The 18,664-nt window shown below is 42.8% G+C and carries 13 protein-coding genes; 12 read left to right on the top strand and 1 reads right to left on the bottom strand.

Annotated features, from left to right (window positions below; all coding sequences use genetic code 11):
* The first annotated feature begins 296 nt into the window (after positions 1 to 296).
* From MSVAZ_RS18130 to MSVAZ_RS18100, 6 genes are all read left to right on the top strand, one after another.
* Positions 297 to 1,409, top strand: coding sequence for a DUF1646 family protein (locus MSVAZ_RS18130; protein WP_048123286.1), 1,113 nt, complete (start codon positions 297 to 299; stop codon positions 1,407 to 1,409).
* Positions 1,410 to 2,409: 1,000 nt separating this feature from the next.
* Positions 2,410 to 3,522, top strand: a complete 1,113-nt coding sequence (locus tag MSVAZ_RS18125; RefSeq protein WP_048123284.1) for a DUF1646 family protein — start codon at positions 2,410 to 2,412, stop codon at positions 3,520 to 3,522.
* 472 nt (positions 3,523 to 3,994) lie between these two features.
* On the top strand, positions 3,995 to 5,281 hold the full coding sequence (gene rbcL / locus MSVAZ_RS18115; protein WP_048123280.1) for a type III ribulose-bisphosphate carboxylase: 1,287 nt from the start codon (positions 3,995 to 3,997) through the stop codon (positions 5,279 to 5,281).
* Positions 5,282 to 5,363: 82 nt separating this feature from the next.
* Positions 5,364 to 6,518 carry an L-threonylcarbamoyladenylate synthase gene (locus MSVAZ_RS18110; RefSeq protein ID WP_332310031.1) on the top strand — a complete coding sequence of 385 codons (1,155 nt, stop codon included), beginning with the start codon at positions 5,364 to 5,366 and terminating at the stop codon, positions 6,516 to 6,518.
* A 148-nt stretch (positions 6,519 to 6,666) separates the two neighbouring features.
* The gene (locus MSVAZ_RS18105; protein ID WP_048123279.1) at positions 6,667 to 6,897 is read left to right on the top strand and encodes a hypothetical protein; all 231 of its coding nucleotides are present in this window, start codon (positions 6,667 to 6,669) and stop codon (positions 6,895 to 6,897) included.
* A 29-nt stretch (positions 6,898 to 6,926) separates the two neighbouring features.
* Positions 6,927 to 10,367, top strand: a complete 3,441-nt coding sequence (locus tag MSVAZ_RS18100; RefSeq protein ID WP_048123278.1) for a DNA polymerase II large subunit — start codon at positions 6,927 to 6,929, stop codon at positions 10,365 to 10,367.
* Positions 10,368 to 10,893: 526 nt separating this feature from the next.
* Here MSVAZ_RS18100 and mmp10 read toward each other — a convergent pair.
* Positions 10,894 to 12,129 (bottom strand): methyl coenzyme M reductase-arginine methyltransferase Mmp10, encoded by a 1,236-nt coding sequence (gene mmp10, locus MSVAZ_RS18095; protein WP_048123277.1) that lies wholly within the window; start codon positions 12,127 to 12,129, stop codon positions 10,894 to 10,896.
* Between the two features lie 419 nt (positions 12,130 to 12,548).
* Between mmp10 and mcrB the strand changes: the two genes are divergently transcribed.
* From mcrB to MSVAZ_RS18065, 6 genes are all read left to right on the top strand, one after another.
* Positions 12,549 to 13,853, top strand: coding sequence for a coenzyme-B sulfoethylthiotransferase subunit beta (gene mcrB / locus MSVAZ_RS18090; RefSeq protein WP_048123276.1), 1,305 nt, complete (start codon positions 12,549 to 12,551; stop codon positions 13,851 to 13,853).
* Positions 13,854 to 13,877: 24 nt separating this feature from the next.
* Entirely contained in the window at positions 13,878 to 14,393 is a 516-nt protein-coding gene (gene mcrD / locus MSVAZ_RS18085) for a methyl-coenzyme M reductase operon protein D (RefSeq protein WP_048123274.1), read from the top strand.
* Positions 14,394 to 14,398: 5 nt separating this feature from the next.
* Positions 14,399 to 15,019, top strand: coding sequence for a methyl-coenzyme M reductase I operon protein C (gene mcrC, locus MSVAZ_RS18080; RefSeq protein ID WP_048124332.1), 621 nt, complete (start codon positions 14,399 to 14,401; stop codon positions 15,017 to 15,019).
* Position 15,020: 1 nt separating this feature from the next.
* The gene (gene mcrG / locus MSVAZ_RS18075; protein WP_048123272.1) at positions 15,021 to 15,767 is read left to right on the top strand and encodes a coenzyme-B sulfoethylthiotransferase subunit gamma; all 747 of its coding nucleotides are present in this window, start codon (positions 15,021 to 15,023) and stop codon (positions 15,765 to 15,767) included.
* 10 nt (positions 15,768 to 15,777) lie between these two features.
* Positions 15,778 to 17,493 carry a coenzyme-B sulfoethylthiotransferase subunit alpha gene (gene mcrA / locus MSVAZ_RS18070; RefSeq protein ID WP_048123270.1) on the top strand — a complete coding sequence of 572 codons (1,716 nt, stop codon included), beginning with the start codon at positions 15,778 to 15,780 and terminating at the stop codon, positions 17,491 to 17,493.
* Between the two features lie 585 nt (positions 17,494 to 18,078).
* Positions 18,079 to 18,573, top strand: a complete 495-nt coding sequence (locus MSVAZ_RS18065; protein ID WP_052728028.1) for a GNAT family N-acetyltransferase — start codon at positions 18,079 to 18,081, stop codon at positions 18,571 to 18,573.
* The last annotated feature ends 91 nt before the right edge of the window (positions 18,574 to 18,664 follow it).

Here is an 18,664-nt window from a genome sequence, read left to right as displayed (position 1 = left end):
CTTTATAAAGCTAAAGAATTCGGGGCTTTTCAGTGTTTAACATTAGTTAGTTTATTAGTCAATTTATTAGTTAATTTCCAATCATTTTGTAATCTACAGTGCTCACAATTAATGATTTTCCTTATCAATAAACAGTATACTTGTTACATTCACTTATTGATCAACTATTTTATCCCCCTAAAAAGAGCTTTTTAGGCTGTTTAGAGGGCTCAAATGTATACAGCATAGTCTACAGGCTTACTTTACTGTGAACACTATAGACTACTATAGACTAAATAGTAAAGGAGGAAAAATTTATGGGTCTAGAACCAGGAATTTTAGCTGGATTTCTTGTAATATTCCTTGCCGTACTGCTCGGCCCTTTTAAAGTCAAGATTATTGAGGAGAATCTGGAAGTATTTTTGTTCCTATGCGGAGTTGCGACAATGACAATTTCAGGTTTTGTCGAACTCCCGGGTACAGAAACAGGCTGGAGGCCGGAGATAATCAAAGAAGCGTTGACTTCACCGCTGAACTCTTTACATATTGCTGGAATTCCAATCGGCATATTCCAGGTAGTTCTTATAGTTGGTTTAATTATCTATAAATGGCATGAGCCGATTCAAAAAGCAATAGGAAAAATTGCCTCAGCGCTGTCTGTTAAGGTTCTGGCTTTCATTCTCATTGTTATTCTTGGTCTGTTTTCCAGTGTGATGTCGGCTATCCTTGCATCAATCATTCTCGTTGAGGTGGTTAATGCAATGCCTCTGTCACGAAAATCCAAAATAGATCTTACAATTATCGCATGTTTTTCAATTGGACTTGGTGCAGCGCTTACTCCTCTTGGAGAACCTCTCTCCACAATCGCTATCTCTAAATTATCCGGTGCACCTTACCATGCTCAGTTCAATTTCTTAATGAAAATGCTTGGCATGTATATCGTTCCAGGTATCTTTATTTACGGGCTTTTTGGGATGTTCGTCCTTGGAAAAGCTGGTATGAACGACCCTGGAATGAAAGCCGAAGAATACAGCGAAACTGTAAAAGATGTCGTAATGAGGGCTGTTAAAGTCTACTTGTTTATCATGGCTCTCACATTACTGGGAGATGGTTTCAAGCCTATTATCTTTGAATATTTTGCACAAATACCTCCAGCAATACTGTACTGGGTTAACATGGTTTCTGCTATTCTTGATAATGCTACTTTAGCAGCAGCTCAAATAGGACCCACACTTACTGAAGCCCAGATAAAAGGTATCCTTATGGGACTTTTAATTGCTGGCGGAATGTTGATCCCAGGAAATATTCCAAATATTATTTCTGCAGGCAAACTGGGTATAACAAGCAAAGAATGGGCGAAGCTTGGAGTGCCTGTTGGGCTTGTCTCAATGGCTATCTATTTCGTCGTCATCTTTGTGCTGAAACTCTAAACTAAATTGCCCATAGTTATAAGATTCAGTTTCAAAATGGTGGAAAAATTATAGGTTAGATCACTGGATTTTGAAACTGAATCTTCAATTTGAGTTCTTTATATTTTTCCTGGAATATCATCCAGGCTTTAATTTCTTTTTTCTTTTAAATTAGCAGAACTTTTTCTTCGTTTTAAGAAGCCCGCAGTTCATAATCCTGCTAAAAGCTTCCCAAATGCAAATAAAAACAAAGAAACAGCTTTTGCCCTTCACCAGAAACCTGAAATAACTTTTCTAAGTGTGAGATTAAGGTCTGTTTCAAAGCGTGAAAAATGATCTTAAGCTTTAATTCTAAGAAGTCGTCACAGAACAAACTATACACAGGTTCCGATTTGATGTCTTTATTTTCAAGAGCATTATCACCAGTTAAAAGTTAACTGTATGATAATTTTGGATACTCAGTTTTGTGATAATTACTATGTGCATGTTAAAAAATATACATTGTTTTTTATTTTCTCCTATGTTTCCATATATATGCACAAAAATGACACATATTATCTCAACTCGACAGCAGTTTAAATATTCATTTTGTCTTTAAAAAAATAATATAGGACAATTAGGCAAATAAATTCTACATTTGTGCTCATTTTACAAATTATGAGTTCTGGATCTATTTGAACTAAAATTTTTGTACTTAATGTCTACTTTTATATATAAAACAATTTAACAGGTTTACTTATTAAATGAAATGGTGCGAAGCTATATGATTAATCCGAATTTTGGACCGAAAGTAATTTCTGTATATAAAAAAATGCATTATGGGTAAAGCCCATTTTCAATAAGTAAACAACCTTTATTTGTAAAAAATATAAAAATTAAATTGAATATTAAAGACTAATATATTACCAAAGAATAAATAGAGCAAGTCTTTATAAGACTAAAACATTCTAGGCTCTAACACTGTTTCACAGTAGGTTATTCAGACGTTGTGGTCTAAATATATTAAAGGAGGAAAAAAGTAATGGCTCTTGAACCAGGAATTTTAGCTGGGTTTCTTGTAATATTCTTAGCCGTGTTACTCGGCCCTTTTAAAATACACGTTATTGAGGAAAATCTGGAACCATTTCTGCTTGTGTGTGGAATAGCAGCAATGACTCTTTCAGGTTTTGTCGAAATCCCGGGTAATGAGACTGGCTGGCGAATGGAAATTATCGAAGAAGCATTTACTGCACCGCTACATGTTGGAGACATATTTGGCATTCCAATCGGCATATTCCAGATAGTGCTTGTCGTCGGCTTGATTATTTATAAATGGCATGCTCCGATTCACAAAATAATTAGAAAATTAACTGATATGCTTTCTGTAAAAGTTTTAGGTTTTCTTCTCATTGTTATTCTTGGTCTGTTTTCCAGTGTGATGTCGGCTATTCTTGCCTCAATTATTCTCGTTGAGGTAGTTAATGCAATGCCTCTATCTCGAAAGTCAAAGATAGACCTTACAATTATTGCGTGTTTCTCCATCGGCCTTGGTGCTGCACTGACCCCCCTTGGAGAACCGCTTTCAACAATTGCTATCTCAAAATTATCCGGTGCACCTTACCATGCAGACTTCATGTTCTTATTCAATATGCTGGGCAAATACATTATTCCTGGTATTCTTGCATATGGCATTATTGGAATGTTCTTCCTTGGAAAAGTTGATCCAAAAGACCAGGGAATGAAAGCATCCGAGTATAACGAGACTGTAAAAGATGTTGTAATGAGAGCTGTAAAAGTTTATGTGTTTATCATGGCTCTTACATTTCTCGGAGATGGTTTCAAACCTCTTATACTTGAATACTTCATTAAAATCCCGTCAGGTATTCTTTACTGGGTGAACATGGTTTCAGCCATCCTTGATAACGCTACCCTTGCAGCTGCTGAGATAGGACCTGCTCTTAGCGAAGTCCAGATAAAGAGTATACTTATGGGTCTCTTAATTGCAGGTGGGATGCTGATCCCGGGAAATATCCCGAACATTATCTCTGCAGGAAAACTTGGTATTAATAGTAAAGAATGGGCAAAGCTTGGATTGCCTCTTGGGCTTATCTCAATGGCTATCTACTTCGCCGTTATATTTGTGCTTGGGTTCTAAACTTAAAATCCCCATGCTCATACGTATTCAGTTCCAGAATCCAGTGAATACAAGATTGAAAATTCCCGGATTCTGGAACAGAATCTAATAAGTCCATTAATTGAAAAAAAGATTGCAATTTTCTCGTATTCTCTTCGAATCAAATGGAGAATTTCCACACGATTCGGAGAGGATCTTTTTGGCTCTTATTCCCTGAAGCATTTTATTTATTTCTTTTTCCTTTTTTCTTTTGTTTCTCAGGAACTCCCTTATTTTATTCTCTTCCTTTACCTTTTTTCTTTTGTTTCTCAGGAACTCCCTCATTTTACTTTCTTCCTTCACCTTTTTTCTTTTCGATCAAGGCTCACTCAATTTAAGTAAACAAGTTTTTATCTATGTTCCGTTACTTCCTTCAATCAGAACTATAATTCTATTTAGTATATTCTAACGTATTTCATTCTGGAGATTAACTTGTTCAGTCAGGAGGAAAACAATGCGAAGAGATTATATAGACATGGACTATAGCCCGAAGGATACTGATCTGGTATGTGAGTTCCATATCGAACCGTCAGCAGGAGTGAATTTTGAGGAAGCTGCAACCCATATGGCAGGGGAAAGCTCTATAGATTCCTGGACTGAAATCGCCACACTCAGTCCCGAACTTGCAGCCAGGCTAAAACCCCATGTTTTTTACGTAGATGAGGATGCACAGACTGTAAGGGTAGCTTACTCGGAAGAACTCTTTGAACTTGGTTCTGTCCCGCAGGTACTCAGTGCGGTTGCAGGAAATATCTTTAGTATGAAAATCGTTGACAATCTCAGACTGCAGGATATAGCTTTCCCGAAGTCAATGCTCTCCGAATTCAAAGGTCCTGGATTCGGGTTGCCAGGAATCAAGGAACTTACAGGTGTGCAGGACAGGCCTCTCATAGGAACTATTGTCAAGCCGAAAGTTGGATTAACCTCTGAAAAACATGCTGAGGTCGCTTACAATTCATTTGCAGGAGGCTGCGACCTTGTTAAAGATGACGAGAACCTTACGGATCAGAAATTTAACAGATTTGAAAAAAGAGCTGAACTTACCCTGAAGCTTGCAGAAAAGGCAGAATCTGAGACCGGAGAGCGTAAAATGTATCTCTGCAACATTACTGCTCCTACCTGTAAGGAAATGATCCGTCGCATGAACATTCTTAAAGACCTGGGTGCCAGCTATGCGATGATCGACATCGTACCTGTGGGCTGGACTGCACTTCAGACCCTGAGGGAAGAAGCAGAAGATGCAGGACTTGCTCTCCATGCCCACCGATGCATGCATTCAGCCTATACCAGGAACCCACGCCATGGGATAAGCATGCTTGTCGTTGCCAAGCTCTGCAGATTGGTCGGGCTTGATCAGCTTCACATTGGTACTGTAGTAGGGAAAATGCACGGAGAAAAACACGAGGTTCTATCTCTCCGTGATGAGTGTGTGTTAGACAATGTGCCTGCGGATGAAAGCCAGCACGTCCTTGCCCAGGACTGGGGAGGGTTGAAGCCTATGTTCCCGGTTGCTTCCGGAGGGCTTGCCCCTACTATGATTCCTGACCTGTACACTATCTTCGGAAGGGATGTTATTATGCAATTCGGTGGCGGAATTCACGCCCATCCAATGGGCACGGCAGCCGGAGCCACTGCTTGCAGGCAGGCACTCGAAGCAGCTCTTGAGGGAGTTAGCCTGCAGGAATATGCGAAAAACCACAGAGAACTTGAACTTGCCATCGATAAGTGGCTGAAGAAATAAGCCGGAGAAAGAACTACTGTTGAGTCAACAACAAAATGTCGTATAAAATCGATTGCAATTATTCGGAATTATTGAATCCTTGATGATTGACTCGACACTACAGAAAATTATAATTGAAAAGGAGTTTACCCCTGTGCAGGCAGAAAACGGAAGTAAAGTAAATACTCTGGTTTTTCGGGTTTCCGAAGAAAATTTTGATTCCGTCCTTGAAAGAGCGTCAGCGATTATCAAGCGTGGTGGGACTGTAGCCTTCCCCACGGAAACGGTCTACGGCCTTGGAGCTGACGGCCTGAACTCAGAGGCAGTCCTGAAGATTTTCGAGGCAAAAAAGCGCCCTCCGGGAAATCCCCTTAGCCTGCTTGTTCATTCAAGAGAAGATGTTGAGAAAGTGTCTAAAAATATTCCCGAAAGCGCTTTCAAGCTAATGGATGCTTTCTGGCCTGGCCCTCTTACGATTATCCTGGAGAAAAACGAGATTGTCCCCGATATTACTTCAGGAAGACTAAAATCAATAGGAGTTCGCATGCCTGACCATAGAGTCCCTCTTGAATTAATAAAGAGAGCAGGCACTCCTCTTGCTGCTCCCAGTGCCAACCTGTCAGGAAAGCCCAGTCCCAGTCTTGCAGCTCATGTCATCTCGGATCTTACAGGCAGGATTGATGCAATTCTTGACGGAGGGGAGGCTGCCATAGGGCTTGAGTCAACTGTAATTGATATGACTGTTGAGCCACCTGTTGTGCTAAGGCCCGGAGCCGTAAGTCTCGAAGAGCTTGAAAGCATTATAGGAAAAGTTAAGTCCGGATACAAAAGCGGCGAATCAGGGGATAAACCGGATCTGTCGGAAAAGAAGGCAGGCCAGAAATATGGGCATTATATTCCTGATACAAAGGTTGTGCTTGTCGAAGGAGAAGGAAAATCTGTTTCGGAAAAGCTTGTCAAATTACTTGAAAGTTACAGGAGCGAAGGGCAGAAAGTTGGGCTTCTTCTCAGTGAGGAAACCAGCAAGGAGACTGCACCTTTCTTTGCTTTAAAAAACCTGAGTCCAGATGAGTGCCTTTTGCTGGGGCCCAGGGCAGATCCGGGCGTAGCTGCCAGGAAACTCTTTGAAGGGCTCAGAAAGCTGGATAAGAAAGGGCTGGATGTAATCGTGGCTGATGGGTCCTTCAGCCGTTCTGGGCTTGGGGAAGCTCTCATCAACCGGCTGAGGGAAGCGTCCTCTATGAAGATTGTTGCTTAAGCTCAATTATAGTACCGTGTTTAAGCTCAATTGTAATACCTCGTTTAAGCCAATTGTAATACCGTGTTTAAGCCAAGTGTAATACAGTGTTTGAGCTCAGTTGTGATACAAAATTGAAGATTTAGTTAGTGTTTGAGAGGGAAGAACTTTGAACGCCGAGAAAAAGGAAAATCTGGAAAAAAAGCGGGCTTACAAAAAAGTCGTAGATCAGAATAAAAAAATAAACAAGATTAACCTTGTAGTGCTGGCTGTAGGCCTACTTTTAACAGTTCTGGGCATGGAGAAGGAAGGGAGCTATCTTATCTGGGTAGGTATTTTTGTCCTTTTTATAACCTCAATTTCAAGTATTTTTGCATCTGGATCTCTTCGTAAGAGGTAAATATCAATTTTTTTTAAAGGGGCTTTCAAATGGGTGAAACGATTGCAAGTACGGAAATGCACGAATATTTTGACGAACTCGAAGCAAGACTCAAAGAGGCTATCAAGATTGCAAATGCAGCTCGAGCTCGTGGAGGTGACCCAAAGCCCGTTGTAGAAATTCCTCTTGCCAAAGATCTTGCGGATAGGGTTGAGAACCTTATAGGTGTGGAGGGAGTCGCTGCAAAGATTAGAGTGCTTGAAGAAAAAATGTCAAGAGAAGAATGTGCTCTTGAAATCGGGCGGCAGGTCGCAGAAGGAGAAGTGGGAAACTTCACAACAAAAAAGGATGCAGTTGAAGCTGCGATCCGGGTTTCCATGGCCGTCATTACAGAAGGAGTGGTTGCAGCCCCGATTGAAGGGATTAATAAGGTCGAACTGGGAAAGAATGACGATGGTTCCGAGTATATCCGGATTTTTTATTCCGGGCCTATCCGGAGTGCAGGTGGAACAGCCCAGGCTCTTTCCGTGCTCGTTGGCGATTACGTAAGGCGTGGGATAGGGATTGACCGCTATAAGCCAAGACCTGAGGAAGTAGAGCGTTATGTGGAAGAGGTCGTTCTTTATAAAAGAGTCGCAAGCTTGCAGTATATGCCCTCGGAAGACGAGATTCGCTTGATAGTCAAAAATTGCCCTGTCTGTATTGATGGAGACCCAACCGAGGAAGCTGAGGTTGAAGGGCACAGAGATCTCGAAAGAATAGGGACAAACCGCATCAGAGGGGGAATGTGCCTTGTGCTTGCCGAAGGGCTCGCCCTTAAAGCCCCCAAAGTCAAGAAACACGTTAATAAATTGCATATGGACGGATGGGACTGGCTGGATATCCTCATAGGGGGTACAAAAACCGGAGGCGATGAAGAAGATGAACAGAAAAACAAGATCAAGCCGAAGGATAAGTACATAAGAGACCTGATTGCAGGCAGGCCGGTTTTCTCCCATCCTTCAAGGCCAGGAGGGTTCAGGCTCCGCTACGGGCGTTCCAGAAATACTTCTTTTGCGGCCGCCGGGATCAATCCGGCTACTATGGTTCTGCTTGACGATTTTGTTACTAACGGGACTCAGCTTAAGGTTGAAAGGCCTGGAAAGGCTGCAGCTATGTCTGCTGTAGACTCGATAGAAGGGCCAACTGTGCGCCTTCATTCAGGAGACCTTGTCCGTGTAGATGACATAAAGGAAGCTTATGAGCTCCGCTCGCAGGTCGAGGTAATAGTAGATATTGGAGAGATCCTGATTAATTACGGGGATTTCCTGGAAAACAACCATCCTCTCATGCCTTCACCTTATGTTTTCGAATGGTGGCATTATGACTATGAAGCAGCTTGCTCTGAGAAAATACCTGAAGACGAGTTGAAAGATCCATCGTCGGCTCTGGCTCTCAGGCTTGCGGAAGAATACGATGTACCTCTACATCCGAAGTTTACGTATTTATGGCATGACATAAATCGGACTGAGTTTGAGGCTTTAAGGAAATTCGTGGCCGAGAGAGGAAATTTCTCGGTTGAAGATGGAATCCTCAGGTTACCTCTGAAAGCCTGTATGGAAAATGGTGTCAAACTCGTACTTGAAAAACTCCTTGTACTTCACAGGGTAAAAGCTGACACAATCCTGATTAAAGAAGCTCTTCCTTTTATTCTTTGTCTCGGGCTTGACTGCCATCTGAAAGAGAAAGCCCAGATACCTGATACCGATGACATGGTAAATGCTGCGGCTCTTTTAAGTGGATTTAAAGTTCTTCCGAGGGCTCCTTCAAGAATAGGGGCAAGAATGGGAAGACCGGAAAAAGCCAACCTGAGAAAGATGTCTCCTGCAGCTCAGGTTCTTTTTCCTATAGGTAATGCTGGAGGACTTACGCGGAATCTTGCAGTCGCTTCAAATTATTCGGCCTCCATGAATGGGAAAATAGGCGAAATTGAAGTGGAGATGGGAATCAGGGAGTGTCCTGCCTGTGGAAAAGAGACTTATTTCTGGCGCTGTGATTGCGGAGAGTATACTCGTCCCAAACTCTTCTGTCTTCGCTGTAAAATTGAGGTTCGAAACTCTGAAACCTGTCCTAAATGCGGTAGAAAGCTAACTTCTGTTGCAAATGTCAAATTGGATTTTCATTCTATTTACAAGCAGGCTTTTGAGAATGTAGGGGAAAGAGAAAAAACGGACCTCATTAAAGGTGTAAAACGGCTAATGAACGGGCAGATGACTCCTGAACCCCTGGAAAAGGGAATCTTGAGGGCAAAACATGATGTCTATATTTTTAAGGACGGGACTGTCCGCTATGACATGTCAGATATTCCTCTTACGCATATCAGGGCTGATGAAATCGGGATAACAGCAGCTAAACTCCAGGAACTTGGTTATGTGGAAGACGTTTACGGAAATCCTCTTGAAAGAGATGATCAGGTCGTCTGCCTGAAGGTCCAGGACCTCGTGATTTCTTATGACGGGGGCGAGTATATGCTGCGTACCGCACAATATGTGGATGACCTGCTTGTGAAATATTACGGGGTTGAACCCTATTACAATGCCAAAACAATTCAGGATCTTGTAGGCGTACTGCTCATAGGACTTGCTCCACACACCTCCGCAGGCGTACTGGGGCGTTTAATAGGGTTTACGAGAGCTTCAGTCGGCTATGCTCATCCTTTCTTTCATGCTTCAAAACGCAGGAACTGCGATGGAGACGAAGATTGCATAATGCTTCTCATGGATGGGATCCTTAATTTCTCAAGGGCTTATCTCCCGGAGAAAAGGGGTGGAAAAATGGATGCTCCTCTTGTACTTACTACGAGAATCGATCCCAAAGAAGTGGACAAGGAGGCACATAATATAGATGTGCCTGCAAGATATCCTCTGGAATTTTACAGGGCTACTCAGGAGATCAAAAATCCTACAGAGCTTGAAGGTATTATGGATCTGGTGAGTAGTCGACTTGGAACTCCGGAACAATATGAGCATTTTATGTTCACACATGATACTTCTGATATTGCTGCAGGCCCTCTCAATTCTTCGTATAAGACTCTCGGAAGCATGATCGAAAAAATGGAGGCACAACTTTCCCTTGCTAATAAAATAAGGGCGGTAGATGCTCCTGATGTAGCTGAAAGGGTGCTCAAATCTCATTTCCTTCCTGATCTTCTAGGAAATCTCCGTGCTTTTTCCAGGCAGCGGATGCGCTGTATAAAATGCGGGGAGAAGTTCAGGCGCCCTCCGCTAACTGGAGCCTGCCCTAAGTGTGGAGGTAATGTAATACTGACCGTGCACGAAGGAGCTGTCCGTAAATATCTTGAGATTTCAAAAGAAATTGGGGAACGGTACGGAGTTTCTAGCTATACCCAGCAGAGAATTGAACTTTTGGATAAAGATATATGTTCTCTATTCGAGAATCACAGGGTTAAACAACTGGGACTTTCAGATTTCATGTCTGGATCTGCGCGCTGAAAACGAATAGCAAGAAATCTTAACACTTAAAATAAATTATTCTATTTGTTTGAAAGGAGGCAGGGCATTTTGAGAGTCCTAAAATACAGAAGTGTTTATTAACTAGTTTTCTAATTTTACTGTAAACAGTCTTGTCCTCCTTTCGAAAAGAGACTCTTTTTAGGTTTTGACTGTTTCTTACAGGGATAAGTCCACTCTCTTAAAGTTGATATTTTTTTCTATATATTTTTCACGTATTTATATAATTGATATGCTATTTATATACTATCTGTTTGATTATCTGTATCTTTAACAGGGTAATTTTTTTAATACTCTCACTGCTTTTTTACTCCGATTTAGGCTGGTTTTGATAATATGGTTTATATGACGAAGCGTAAAACCCCTGAGTCTTTACAGGCTGTCCGGCAATTATTGGTAGTAATAAAAAAGTGCTAAAAAAAAGCAAATAAGGCCTTTAAATAAAAAAAGAAGGAATTCTTTTATTACCGAAGTAATTGTCGGACAGCTTGTTTAGCTTAGGGATAGTTTACTTCATAGGTAGCCCAAGGGAATTAATCTGCCCTATAAGCTCGGTAAAGTTTTTAATTTCCAGTTCCAGAACTTCTTCTTTTTTCATCCCTATTGACATTTCGCCGTCTACGGAAAGAAGTTCCGGACCTCTGCGAACAAGCCTGTCCACTCCATCTCTTTTAAAGATCTCCTTAACTTCCATATCATGAACAAAAGCCCTCCCAGGGATGAAAACAGTCTCACTTACTTCAGATAGGTCCATATTTTTGAGATCTTCAATAGTAATGAGGCATCCAATATCTTTTTTTGGAGATACAACATTCACGGAACCTCCAAGAGCTTCAAAGATTTCCCTTAGTCTTGGAGCTGCTATCTGGCCTGTAATAATGGTGGCTCTTTTTGTTGTCCTCGGAAGTTTTTCAAGGGCTTCGGGTACATTCCTGATCGCAAAAGGAGAGCCAATTAAGGGATCTTCAAGCGGAGTTCCTGTTATCCTCATAGAAGGGTGCTTTGCTGCGGAATTACGTACCAGCTCCGTGAATTCCTCAATGTTATGTGGGATTATGCCCGGAATGATAGGAGCATTATTCAGGATAAGCCCGTTTTCCGAAAAGTTTGCAAATCTCATCAGAATAGCTCCTTTTGCACCCATCGTTTCAAGGCCACTGAGAGTCTTATCAAGGACCTCTCCATCATTTACTCCCGGAATGAGCACAATTGCCCCATATACATCACAATGGGCACAGAAGTCCCGGAGAACCTGTATAGAAGCTTCGGGTTCCGGGTCTTTCATGTATTCTGCTCTTAGAACCGGATCAGTCGCAAAGACTGTAAAACTTACCTCTGTGACACCATGGTCTATGTAGAAAAGAGCGTCATCAGGCTTGCTGAAACCTTTTCCGCTTGTATACCCCAGATGTATTTGGGTCTTGAACTGAGATAAGAAAGCGACAAGATTCTTCAGTTCAGGATAACAGCTTAAATCTCCTCCTCCGCTAATAGTGAATTTTTTAATCTCTCCACTTGCGAAATAGAGTTTTCTTGAAGTTTCCTCCAGTACTACCTGAAGAGGCTTGAAACCCGAATATGATTCCTTTACACTGCGTGTGCAGTAGTCACATCCTTTCTTGAAAGGGAGACAATACTTGCAGCCCAGAGGCTGAATGTCTTTAACCTTTTTGAAATAACAGTATTTGCAAAAGCCTCTACAGTCTACCCCTGGATTTCCGCCTACATCGACAACGACTTCCATATTAAACTTTCGTATTATCAAGGTATTAATAAATCTTTTTGGTATGACTCTCAGGTATAAAACAACATCTTAATAAATTTGACATCTATTCTCCGTTTTCTAACTAACTATTTTTTATAAGTCATATGGTATATTTTTGACGAGCTTTAAGTATATTAAAATTTTATTTTTCTATCGATGCCGCTTTTTTATATATTTTTATAAAAATAGATTACAAATTAATATATTATATTTTAAAAAAATACACAAATTAATTTATCGGAGAACACAAAAGATTTAAGTACCTTCTAAACGAATGAGATTTCATTGGGAATAGTGGACACTTAAAAACAAAGCGGTACTTGATTTATTGAGTGCAAAAGCACTCGAATAGGTGACCAATCCCAAAATGATTTTAATAAATTAAGGAGGAAATTAAAGTGTCTGACACAGTAGACATCTACGACGACAGAGGAAAACTGCTCGAGAGCAATGTCGACATTATGTCCCTTGCTCCAACAAGAAACGCAGCAATTCAATCGATCATCATGGACACTAAGAGGTCAGTTGCAGTCAACCTCGCAGGTATTCAGGGTGCACTTGCCAGCGGCAAGATGGGCGGAAAGGGCCGTCAGATCTTAGGCCGCGGACTTAACTATGACATTGTAGGCAATGCTGATGCAATTGCAGAAAATGTTAAAAAACTCGTCCAGGTCGATGAAGGCGACGATACCAATGTCATTAAAGTCAAAGGCGGAAAGAGCCTCCTGATCCAGTCCCCAAAATCCAGGATTATTGCAGGTGCCGACTTCATGTCCGCAACAACAGTTGGTGCAGCAGCAGTCACTCAGACTATTATGGACATGTTTGGAACTGATCCTTATGATGCTCCTATCGTAAAATCAGCTGTCTGGGGAAGCTACCCACAGACAATGGATCTCATGGGCGGTCAGGTTCAGGGTATTCTCAGCATCCCCCAGAACAATGAAGGTCTTGGCTTCTCCCTCAGGAACATTATGGCCAACCACGTTGCAGCAATCTCCAACAGGAATGCAATGAACGCATCCGCTCTCTCTTCCATCTACGAGCAGTCTGGCATCTTCGAGATGGGTGGAGCAGTCGGTATGTTCGAGAGGCATCAGCTCCTCGGTCTTGCATACCAGGGTCTCAACGCCAACAACCTCTTATATGAAATTGTAAAGGAAAACGGTAAGGACGGAACCATTGGAACCGTTATCGAATCTGTTGTCCGCAGGGCAATTGAAGCTGGTATTATCTCAGTTGACAAGACCGCTCCTTCTGGATACAACTTCTATAAAGCAAACGACGTTCCAAAGTGGAATGCCTGTGCAGCAGTTGGTACCCTTGCAGCCACCCTCGTGAACTGTGGTGCAGGCCGTGCAGCTCAGAACGTTTCCTCAACACTTCTCTACTTCAACGATATCCTTGAGAAGGAAACTGGTCTTCCAGGATGCGACTACGGTAAAGTAGAAGGTACCGCGGTAGGGTTCTCATTCTTCAGTCACTCCATCTATGGTGGCGGTGGGCCTGGTGTCTTCAACGGTAACCACGTCGTTACCAGACACTCCAGAGGGTTCGCAATCCCCTGTGTATGCGCAGCAGTAGCTCTTGATGCAGGTACCCAGATGTTCACAATCGAATCAACATCCGGCCTGATAGGTGACGTGTTTGGTGCAATACCAGAATTCCGCGAGCCAATTAAGGCAGTTGCAGGAGTGCTCTAAACATATAATTCAAAAGGTCTAAAGATGTCAGACTCTGCTTCAAATACGGAAGATTCTATTCAAATCGAAATTTTTCCCAGTAGAATCCTGTCCCCTGAAACAGCTCAGAATCTCATTGCTGAAATCTACAAGGTGGACGGAGTAATTCGCGTCATGGTGCAGGGAAACAGACTACCCGATAAGGTGTCTGCCGGTCCCGGTACTGGGGAAAAAGTAGAACATCCACTGAGAAAGCCTATTCAGATTGGAGATCAGGTTATTGAATTGAAGATCTGTGTAGGCAGGATCAGGGTTGAACTTTCAAGCGCCGAAGCTAAAGAACAGATAAGGGAAGTGTGCGAAAAATTGCTTCCGTTCCCCTTTGAATTCAGGGAAGGACATTTCCTCAGGAAAAAGCCTACTGTAACTGACTATGCCAAACTTGGTCCTGAAGCAGACCCTAGGTTGCTTGGTATGGTAGATCCTAGAACTAAGATAGATCAGCTCATCTTTATCGAGAAACAAAAGGAGCAAGAAGAAATAAAGGACAAAGATGAGTGAAAAATATGATGATCGATCGGGAAACACAGGTAGTTGACTGCCGATGCGGTGCGGGACTTGGCAGAGGAGGAGGACTTGCCCAAAGAGGCACTCTCTCAGAAGCCGGCCGTGCTGAGGTTGTAGCTATTGCCATGAGTCCCGGCCAGAGGCATATCACAAAACCGGTATGTGAGATCACATATGGAATGAGGAAAGAAAACATTCAGGTCAGTGTGCTGGTACTCTACTCAGGCTCCGGAATCCCTGAATCAGGTATGAGAACCGGATCTTTTGTACTGAGTCCAGTAGAAGTAGCACAGATTGAAATGCACAAGCTGGCCGTGATTCACCTCGGAAATATCAAGGATCATGTGGTTAGAAAGACCAGGGAAATCCTGAGTCAGGCTAATATTCCGGCGATTGTAGTCAGCCAGATCCCGGTAGATTTTGAGGATTTTGCAGAGGCAGGGATAAAGACGAGATTAGTAATGCCAAGGGATGAAAATATTCTTACAAAAGGAATTGTGATGGATATGGTGAGTGGAGTTACACGCGGTGATTCCTGTCCCAGGGACAAGCTAAATCTTATCATTAAATACGTCAAGACTACATTAGACCAGTTAGAAGATCATAAAGGAGTTGCATGAGATGGCTTACGAAAGACAATTTTATCCAGGCGCAACATCAGTTGCCGCTAACAGAAGAAAACACATGTCTGGAAAACTTGAGAAACTCAGGGAAATTTCAGACGAAGACTTAACTGCAGTTCTCGGGCACCGCGCCCCAGGAAGCGACTATCCAAGCACCCACCCACCACTTGCAGAGATGGGAGAGCCTGCATGCTCGACCCGTGAAAATGTTGCAGCTACACCCGGTGCAGCAGCAGGAGACAGAGTAAGGTACATTCAGTTTGCTGACTCAATGTACAACGCGCCTGCAACCCCATATTTCAGATCCTATTTTGCAGCAATCAACTTCAGAGGTGTAGACCCAGGTACCCTTTCCGGTCGTCAGATCGTTGAAGCCCGTGAAAGAGATATGGAACAGTGCGCAAAGGTTCAGATGGAAACCGAAATCACTGACCATGCACTCGCAGGTGTGCGTGGTGCAACTGTGCACGGTCACTCTGTCCGTCTTCAGGAAGACGGTGTAATGTTCGACATGCTCGACAGGAGAAGACTTGAAAACGGCACCATCATCATGGACAAGGACCAGGTTGCAATTCCACTCGACAGGAAAGTAGACCTCGGCAAGCCCATGTCCAGCGAAGAAGCCGCAAAGAGAACCACCATTTACCGTGTGGACAATGTAGCCTTCAGGGACGATGCAGAAGTCGTTGAATGGGTACACAGGATATTCGATCAGAGGACAAAATTCGGTTTCCAGCCGAAATGAGGTGACCACAATGGCAGCAGACATTTTCTCAAAATTTAAAAATTCAATGGAAGTCAAGTTCGCACAGGAATTTGGTTCAAACAAGCAGACAGGTGTCGACATCACCGGCAAGACTGAAAAGTTCCTGAGGTTAGGCCCTGAGCAGGACCCCAGAAAAGTCGAAATGATTAAAGCCGGTAAAGAAATTGCTGAGAAGAGAGGTATTGCATTCTACAACCCAATGATGCACTCCGGTGCCCCCCTTGGTCAGCGTGCAATTACTCCTTACGTCATTTCTGGCACTGATATTGTTTGTGAACCTGATGACCTCCACTACGTAAACAACGCTGCAATGCAGCAGATGTGGGATGACATCAGAAGGACCTGTATTGTCGGTCTTGACATGGCTCACGAGACCCTCGAGAAGAGGCTGGGTAAGGAAGTCACTCCTGAAACCATCAACCACTACCTCGAAGTCCTTAACCACGCCATGCCCGGTGCAGCAGTGGTTCAGGAAATGATGGTTGAAACCCACCCTGCCCTTGTTGACGACTGTTACGTGAAAGTCTTCACAGGCGACGACGCCCTTGCAGACGAAATCGACAAACAGTTCCTTATTGATATCAACAAGGAATTCCCTGAAGAACAGGCAGCCCAGATTAAGGCCTCCATCGGCAAGACTACCTGGCAGGCAATCCACATCCCAACAATTGTCTCCAGAACAACTGACGGTGCTCAGACCTCCAGGTGGGCAGCCATGCAGATCGGTATGTCCTTCATCTCCGCATACGCAATGTGCGCTGGTGAAGCAGCCGTCGCTGACCTGTCCTTTGCTGCAAAGCACGCAGCTCTGGTTTCCATGGGTGAAATGCTGCCCGCAAGGCGTGCACGTGGTCCTAATGAGCCCGGTGGACTGTCCTTTGGTCACATGTCAGACATTGTCCAGACAAGCCGTGTCTCCGATGACCCAGGAAAGATTTCCCTTGAAGTCGTCGGTGCAGGCACTATGCTCTACGACCAGATCTGGCTCGGATCCTATATGTCCGGTGGTGTCGGATTCACACAGTATGCAACAGCTGCATACACTGACGATATCCTCGACAACAACGTGTACTACAACATTGACTACATCAATGACAAGTACAACGGCGCTGCAACCATTGGCAAAGACAACAAGGTAAAGGCAACCCTTGAAGTCGTAAAGGACATCGCAACCGAGTCTACACTCTACGGTATCGAGACCTACGAGAAGTTCCCAACAGCCCTTGAAGATCACTTCGGTGGTTCCCAGAGAGCAAGCGTGCTCGCAGCAGCAGCTGGTATTGCAAGTGCCCTCGCAACCGCAAACGCCAATGCCGGTCTCTCAGGTTGGTACCTCTCTATGTACCTGCACAAGGAAGCATGGGGAAGGCTCGGATTCTTCGGATACGACCTGCAGGATCAGTGTGGTGCCACAAACGTTCTGTCCTACCAGGGCGACGAAGGTCTCCCAGACGAACTCCGTGGTCCAAACTACCCCAACTACGCAATGAACGTCGGTCACCAGGGTGAATATGCAGGTATCGCTCAGGCAGCTCACGCAGGCCGTGGAGACGCATTCACCGTCAACCCCCTCATCAAGGTCTGCTTCGCTGACGACCTCATGCCCTTCAACTTTGCAGAGCCCAGGAGAGAGTTCGGCCGCGGTGCAATCAGAGAGTTCGTGCCTGCCGGTGAGAGATCCCTCGTCATTCCAGCAGCAAAATAAACTCAATAAATTCAACAATTTAAAACAGAGTAGGCCTTCTGGCCTACTTTTTGTCTCTTTTTTATACTTGTTTTCTCTTTCTGTTTTTCAGGAAGCTTTATTTCAATTAAGAAGATGTCTTAAAAATATTATGTATCAATTATAAATTTGAACTTTCTTTCACGAAGTTGATGATTTCATGGAAACTACAACTCTTTATTTTCTTTTCTAAAACTCACAAGAAACTGAATAAAGCTCAATGTACTAGTGTCATGGCAACTTAATTATTGAACATAATTTTTAGTAGTTTCTTGTCAGCACACAATGATTCTGAGCTTTAAATGACCAATAAAATGACCAATAACTAAATTTTCTTGACACTAGTATTTTAAAAGCAAAAGAAAAATAAGAGCGTAAAAGCAGTAATGGTAAATTGAGAGATGGGTCAAAAAAGTACACTAGTGCTTTGATTCCAAAATACGTTCACAAACCTGAACTTTTTAATTCGTCCATTGATCAATGAATTCTTCTTCCGTTGATAGTTAATTTTGGAATCGAATGCTAGATTGTCTATACTTAAATTTACTATATAGAAAAGAAATATAAATGAATAAGGAACATTCAAAGAATATTATGAAAAGAATATATTATAGAACCATGCAATCAGGTGAAGAAAAATATATCTGTGCTTTGATCAGGAAAGTCTTTGATAAGCTTGTAGCACCGGATTTTAATGATGAAGGAATAAAAGAGTTTTATCGCTTTGCAAACCCTGTGTCTATGGCAGAACGTTCTGCATCAGGCAGTTTTGTATTCTTAGCCTTTCGATACGAGAAAATAGTTGGTATGATAGAATTTATGCCACCTGACAGGATAGCTCTTTTGTTTGTAGATTATCGTGGTCATGGTATCGCTAGGGAGCTTCTAGCTAGAGCAATTATTAAAGTACAAGAAGAGCAACCGAATGTTTCATTTATCTCAGTACATTCATCTCCTTATGCAGTAATAGCTTATGAGAGACTTGGCTTCGTTATTACGGGGGAAAAGACTACGGAGCACGGCATAACATATATACCTATGAAGCTGAAGGTGAGTCGTTGAAAAAGCTTGTTGAGAGGACTAAGAGTCGACTCGATAAACGAATAATACAAAGGACTAGTCAATATATAAATCAAGTTAACGAAAATCAGTC

This window comes from Methanosarcina vacuolata Z-761, from assembly GCF_000969905.1.
Taxonomy (GTDB): Archaea; Halobacteriota; Methanosarcinia; order Methanosarcinales; family Methanosarcinaceae; genus Methanosarcina; species Methanosarcina vacuolata.
This window is presented reverse-complemented; position numbering and strand designations above follow the sequence as displayed.